This is a genomic window from Neobacillus sedimentimangrovi (assembly GCF_010614825.1).
Lineage (GTDB): Bacteria > Bacillota > Bacilli > Bacillales > Cytobacillaceae > Neobacillus > Neobacillus thermocopriae.
This window is the reverse complement of sequence record NZ_JAAFZF010000079.1, coordinates 1-6,159: the sequence shown is the minus strand read 5'-3', so window position 1 is coordinate 6,159 and position 6,159 is coordinate 1. Positions and strand designations below refer to the sequence as shown.

Genomic DNA, 6,159 nt, shown 5'->3' with positions numbered 1-6,159 from the left:
ACCTGAACGTAAAAGGTATTACTATAGGGAAACGATAAAACCAAATATGGCCATGTCACTACTTCTCCACGATATTTAAATGGTGCCTCCCCAAAGTCCACTTGAGCTGTTCCTGGCTTTGACTCTAATGGCAATGCAGCTGTTTCTGTCTCTTCGGAAAGCTGTTTTTTACGTTGGGATACATAATGCCGAACGGATCGTGCGGAACCTTCAAACCCATATTCTTCGACAAGTTGCGTATACATCCGTTGAGCAGTTCGTTGAAACTTCTTTTTCTTCTTCAAGTCTTCTTGAAGCCATTGATCTAGAATCGGTTTCACAGGATCCATGACTTTTGCTTTTCGTTTTTGCTTTGGTACTTCTGAAGGACTAAAATCCTCCATCTCTGCACATTTCCGAACCGTTCTACGGTCTCGACTCATTTGTTTGGCAATAGAGCTATACGAACGCCCTTTTTTATTTGCTTCATGTCTGATATAATTAATTTCTGCCACTGCTAACATCTCCTTCATCGCCTCCTGTCATTTTTGCCCAATAACAGGAAGTGTATTTGAATGTAGGGATGTTGGCAAGTGGTTTTTTTTATGCCCGAAAAGGGCTACATAAATTAATTGCCAAACTGTACATTTTTAGTTTGCCATAAACATTAAATCACGTCGCAAAGCAAATGGATGTCGATAAGATTTTTGGATTGGAGTTAAAAGCAAATAAAATCCCAAAATCTTCATCCTCGAAGCTTGCAATTCGCACACAATCTGCTCGTTTAGCTGTCGCCCGTGATGCTGCGTTTTGTTTTTATTATGAGGAAAATTTATTAGCTCTGAAAGAGGCGGGATTTGAAATCGTGGAGTTTTCCCCAATCAAGGGAGACACGTTGCCTCCTGTTACGGATGCTGTGTATTTTGGCGGTGGATATCCAGAGAGTTTCGCTCGTGAACTCGAGGATAACGTCAATCTGGCTGCGCAACTGCGTCATGCTGCTAAACTAGGAATGCCGATTTTCGGCGAATGTGGAGGACTGATTTATCTCGGGCGTTCGCTGACTGGATTTGTCGGAAAAACCTACTCAATGAGTGGTGTTTTACCCGTTGATTTTGTGATGGACTCGTCCTATTTGCAAATTCGATACATCGAGCTGACAACACGTCACGATTCGTTACTCGGTTGTGCCGGAACGGTCATTCGCGGTCAGGAGTTTCACCAGTCTCGGGTCGCAAGCTCTGAGATTTCATCGGATTTCTATACTGCAAAAACCAGTGACGGGCGTGAGTATATTGACGGTTTTCATCAACAAAATGTCGTGGCAAGCTATGCACATATATATTTGAATTCTTGTGAGGGGGCAGCTAAAAATTTTGTAAATGCCGCATTAAGATTCCAAATGAATCGAAATGGGTAAACCTATTCTTTTGCAAAGCATTTTTTAAAGTGGAGTTCCTTATGTTGTTTTTCGAATGGTAATTCAATAAGAATTAACTTGTTAATGCGAATAACTTACAGCTAAGAGTAAATAATACAAAAGTAAAAAAAATCACATAGGAGGCTGTACTTATGGCATTAACACCTTATGATCCATTTAGACAATTAGCCAATGTAAGGAGAGACTTTGACCGTTTTTTTTCTAACTTCCCTTTTGATTTTGCTCATGAAAACCATCTTGGAAACATTAGGGTAGATGTTCACCAAACTGACCATGAAGTGATAGCCACTTGTGATATTCCTGGCATTGAAAAGAAAGAGGACATCAACATTGATATTGAAAACAATATGTTAACCATTAGTGGCACGATGAATAAAACGAACGAAGTTAAAGAAGAGAATATGTATAGAAAAGAACGCTATACTGGTAGTTTTCATAGAACTGTTTCACTACCTAGTCCTGTTTCTAGTGAAGGAGTTAAGGCCACTTATAAAAATGGCGTACTCGAAGTAAGAATGCCAAAACTAACCCAAAACACCAAAAATAAAATTGACGTACAATTCCATTAAGAAAATGAGTGGATCAATACCAGTTAAGAAAGAGTTCTATAAAGGATTATCTAAGAAACACTTCTTCTCAAAAAAGTAATATGAATGATTTTACAGTGTGATTAATAAGTGTAATAAGCATTACTTCTTAATGAAGTAATGTTTTTTTTGCTTTGAAAACGATATTGTATATTTTGGAAATAGAACTTTCACAACTTAAATGTTTGTGAAAGTTCTATGGTTTTATTCCATCAAATAATCAATTAAAACACCTATGAAAATTAAAACAATACCGACCGTAAAATGAACTTTTTTTTCGTTCATTTTTGTCATTTCTAAAATGGAAAAGATAATGCCAATGAGACCAATAAAAACAGCACTTCTTATAAAATAATTGGTATATACAAGAAAGACTTTTGGATATTGTTGAACTAGACCAGAAATGGTTCCTAACACTAATAAAAATAAAGGTATTCTTAGTTTCCAATACATTTAATCACCCAAACATTATTTCCAATTGTATACTTTTACGTTCTAATTGAATCATAAGTTTTTTTAATTGGAAAGAGACAACATTCAACAATCATTTATTCAACAAGTTTGAATTAAATCACTGTGTGAATAATCATTCTATTATTTAAGAAGTATCACTAAAGAAATTGGGTAGGGATTTACACAAAAAATTTGTCTACTACATATGGATAAATGAGTTGAACTTTTGTTGGGGAGGAAATTTACAAATGAACGGAAATTATTATTATCACACTCCTTCATCCATGTATAGACAAAGAATTACAAAGGAGCAAGCTCAAGAAATTGCCCTTAATCGTGTGCCTGGGACCATTCAACACGTAGATATGGATTTAGAAAATGGTGTTTTAGTTTATGAAGTGTTCATATTAACAGAAGATAACAGGTTATTTGAAGTAGAAATTCTGGCGAGATCAGGAAGGATACTAAAAGTAGAAGAAGAAATTGATTTTGATTAATAAATACTTATTATCTAGGGAAGCTTCAGTCAATTTCGATCTTTAACATGTTCCTATTATTTTTAATCTTGGTCATCAGTTTGTAAAGAGATTATTTTGATGACACATTGCTTCACGATATAGGTAATATTTCTATGATTCATCCTTTTGCGTTTACAAAAGTGGATTGTAAAATCGATCAAACTTCGTTGGTACTCGAAGAAGTAGCATGTAAATTTTTAATGTAAATGATCAATCCCCTAAGAGTTCACCAATAAAAGGTTTAAGATATATCCAAGTTTGATAAAAAATGGTAAAGTTATCTAAAAGGGGGAAAAGAAATGTCAGAACAAAATCAAATAAATAATAGTTCAGTAGTTTCTATAACAGTTGGTATTTTATCATTATTTATTCCTTTTATTGGTTTGATCTTAGGGATTATTGGAATCGTTTTTTCAAGGAAAGCTGTAAAACAGATTAATAATACAAATGAAAGTGGCAAAGCGTTAGCAACTGTAGGGTTTATTTGTAGTATTGTTGGAATTGTTCTTCATCTTTTATTGATACTAGGGTATGTTGCCTTTATTTCAGTATTCAGTTATATAACCAATTAAAAAAGACTAAAATAGCTAACAAAAATAGAGCACATTTAGTGCTCATTTTATTTCCCATTTAACAGCAAAAATGTACTTTAATATTTTCTAAAAAAATTCGACAAAAACCTGCAATTTGCTCTTGACGACCACGGCATTTCTATGTATTATAATAAACGTCGATGGTTCATTAATTCGACAAATTTATATAAAGTGCGGGTGTAGTTTAGTGGTAAAACCACAGCCTTCCAAGCTGTTGTTGTGGGTTCGATTCCCATCACCCGCTCCATACATAATCAACGCAGTGTATTGTTTCGCAAAAGAACGATATGTTGCGTTTTTTTATTTATTTATTTAAAAGTATATTTGATTTCGAGAACTGTCTTTCGTAAACCCCTTAGTTGGCGAGAAGCCAACACTCCCCGCCCTACGATGAGTCAATATCGAATCACCTTTCGTTTCATCATACTTCCTTTATCTCAATTGGAGAGCTCTAGGCCGTACGCCGCTAAGTAGGGGGACTTGCACTTTTCTGGTTATAGACACCCAATTATTTGATACGAAGCTTCTCCTCCATGTATTTGAACAAACATGTTCATGAGTGATTCTGTCATTTTATGGGCATTTGTACAATCTGTAGATGGTCTTATATAAACGATTTGTAAGGCGTTTTTTGTTGCATTTGTTACAGCTGTTCTTTCCGAATCAACGAAGGGTGTTCCAAATGGTCCTTTTTGGTCGAATGTCAATAAAAGATGTTCCGCTGAATTTTTCCTCCCATTTAAACCTATGTATTCTTCGCCTTCCATGCCAATGCGCACTTTGACTGGTCCTTGGAGCAAATCCAAATCATAAATACCCACTGGTACCTGGTATTTTAGTGAGAAGAAATTATTTAAATCAATTGCACTTTGAACAGAAGAAAGATAATTTTGTTTTTGAACTCTTCGATACAAAGCTTCGGCTGAGTGGCGATAACGGTTTGGATCTTTCCCTATTAATTTAAAGATTTTTCTCCATTCTTGAATGCCGGGAAGATCGGTTACACTTTTTCCTTCTAAATCAAAATAAATAGATTCTTGGAAAAGCTGGAGTCTCCCTCGAAGCATTTGCGGTGAATCTCCAATAGTAATATTCTTATATTCAATTACACCTAATTTAAAATTGGGAATTAGTTCAGTAATTTCCGATGAAAGCTCAATTTCCAACGATTCCACCTCCAAATTTATCTAAAAATAGTTTATCATAGATAGATGTGCAACCTAAAAAATAACCCATTTGATATAGATAAACGTAAGTGAAGGGAGGTAAATGATGGACGCTCAACAATTAAAACAAGAAATCATTGCCTATAGTAAAGAAATAGGAATTGATAAGATAGGATTTACTTCTGCAGAACCTTTTAAAGAATTAAAAAACCGCTTGATTCGACAACAGGAACTAGGTTATCAATCTGGGTTTGAAGAGCCGGATATCGAAAAGCGAGTCACTCCGGGACTATTGTTAGATGGGGCTCAATCTATTATTTCCATTGCCCTTGCTTATCCTTCAAAAATGACAGATCGGGTAGAAGGAAAAAAAGGAATGCGACGGGGGATGTTTGCACGCGCATCTTGGGGACAGGATTATCATCATATCCTAAGGGAAAGACTTCAAAAACTTGAGGCATTTATTTTATCGAAACTACCAGAAGCTCGATTAAAATCGATGGTTGATACTGGCGAGCTTTCTGATCGGGCAGTGGCCGAACGGGCTGGCATTGGATGGAGTGGAAAAAACTGTGCGATTATTACTCCCGAGTTTGGTTCCTATGTTTACTTAGGTGAGATGATTACAAATATTCCTTTTCCTCCTGATACGCCAGTGGAAGACCAATGTGGCTCCTGTACGAAATGTTTAGAAGCTTGTCCAACCGGTGCACTAGTTCAAGGAGGACAAATTAATGCACAACGCTGTATTTCCTATTTAACACAGACAAAAGAACTTATTCCGGATGAGTTTAGGGAAAAAATTGGCAACCGTCTATATGGATGTGACTCTTGTCAAACCGCTTGCCCGCATAATAAGGGTAAAAACTTTCATTTTCATGAGGAGATGGAGCCCGACCCAGAGATTGTGAAGCCATTGCTGAAGCCAATCCTGAAATTAAGCAACCGAGAATTTAAATCAAAGTTCGGATATTTGGCTGGAGCTTGGAGAGGGAAGAAACCGATTCAAAGGAACGCAATGTTAGCATTGGCCCATTTTAAGGACAAATCGGCTATACCAGATCTAGTGGATGTATTAGAGAAAGAAGCTAGTGTGGTGTCTAGAGGAACGGCAGCCTGGGCACTAGGAAAAATTGGTGGAGAAGAGGCGCTTACTGCCTTAAAGGAAGCAAAAGAACGGGAAATGGATCCGGCTGTTCTAAAAGAAATTGAAAAGGGATTAAGTCTTTGCAAGGATGAAAAGAGCGAATAATAGTAAAATGGTACCCATGTCAAGGACACTTTAAAAAAAGAGATTAAGCAGCTAGAAGATGATTCCTATACTGAATAGGGGTCATCTTTTTTAAATTCCACTGATAGCGGTAATTGTTATAGTAAACCATGTAATGATTAATTTTTGACTTCAATTCCTTCAATGTTCTT

8 protein-coding genes, 1 tRNA gene and 1 pseudogene are annotated in these 6,159 nt (G+C 36.2%); 6 read left to right on the top strand and 4 right to left on the bottom strand.

Going from position 1 to position 6,159, the window contains the following annotated elements; all coding sequences use genetic code 11:
* Nucleotides 1-503: pseudogene (locus tag GZA11_RS15900) on the bottom strand (IS21 family transposase); the annotation flags it as partial.
* Nucleotides 504-667: 164 nt separating this feature from the next.
* On the opposite strand from GZA11_RS15900, the gene GZA11_RS15895 reads away from it, so the two are divergent.
* A complete protein-coding gene (locus GZA11_RS15895; RefSeq protein ID WP_163184372.1) occupies nucleotides 668-1,399 on the top strand; it encodes a hypothetical protein in 732 nt (243 codons plus the stop codon).
* A gap of 152 nt (nucleotides 1,400-1,551) precedes the next feature.
* Nucleotides 1,552-1,989 carry an Hsp20/alpha crystallin family protein gene (locus tag GZA11_RS15890; protein ID WP_163184371.1) on the top strand — a complete coding sequence of 146 codons (438 nt, stop codon included), beginning with the start codon at nucleotides 1,552-1,554 and terminating at the stop codon, nucleotides 1,987-1,989.
* Nucleotides 1,990-2,211: 222 nt separating this feature from the next.
* Here the strand turns inward: GZA11_RS15890 and GZA11_RS15885 are convergent, their stop codons facing one another.
* A complete protein-coding gene (locus GZA11_RS15885; RefSeq protein WP_163184370.1) occupies nucleotides 2,212-2,460 on the bottom strand; it encodes a hypothetical protein in 249 nt (82 codons plus the stop codon).
* A 248-nt stretch (nucleotides 2,461-2,708) separates the two neighbouring features.
* On the opposite strand from GZA11_RS15885, the gene GZA11_RS15880 reads away from it, so the two are divergent.
* From GZA11_RS15880 to GZA11_RS15870, 3 genes are all read left to right on the top strand, one after another.
* On the top strand, nucleotides 2,709-2,957 hold the full coding sequence (locus tag GZA11_RS15880; RefSeq protein WP_038540042.1) for a PepSY domain-containing protein: 249 nt from the start codon (nucleotides 2,709-2,711) through the stop codon (nucleotides 2,955-2,957).
* 320 nt (nucleotides 2,958-3,277) lie between these two features.
* Nucleotides 3,278-3,550, top strand: coding sequence for a DUF4190 domain-containing protein (locus GZA11_RS15875; protein WP_163184369.1), 273 nt, complete (start codon nucleotides 3,278-3,280; stop codon nucleotides 3,548-3,550).
* 194 nt (nucleotides 3,551-3,744) lie between these two features.
* A tRNA-Gly gene (locus tag GZA11_RS15870) sits at nucleotides 3,745-3,818 on the top strand.
* Between the two features lie 247 nt (nucleotides 3,819-4,065).
* Here the strand turns inward: GZA11_RS15870 and GZA11_RS15865 are convergent.
* On the bottom strand, nucleotides 4,066-4,737 hold the full coding sequence (locus GZA11_RS15865; RefSeq protein WP_038540048.1) for a B3/B4 domain-containing protein: 672 nt from the start codon (nucleotides 4,735-4,737) through the stop codon (nucleotides 4,066-4,068).
* A 106-nt stretch (nucleotides 4,738-4,843) separates the two neighbouring features.
* On the opposite strand from GZA11_RS15865, the gene queG reads away from it, so the two are divergent.
* Nucleotides 4,844-5,989 carry a tRNA epoxyqueuosine(34) reductase QueG gene (gene queG / locus GZA11_RS15860; RefSeq protein ID WP_163184368.1) on the top strand — a complete coding sequence of 382 codons (1,146 nt, stop codon included), beginning with the start codon at nucleotides 4,844-4,846 and terminating at the stop codon, nucleotides 5,987-5,989.
* A gap of 43 nt (nucleotides 5,990-6,032) precedes the next feature.
* On the opposite strand, the gene GZA11_RS15855 is transcribed toward queG, so the two are convergent.
* Nucleotides 6,033-6,159: IS3 family transposase (locus GZA11_RS15855; protein ID WP_163183607.1), on the bottom strand; the 127-nt coding region annotated here is incomplete at its 5' end.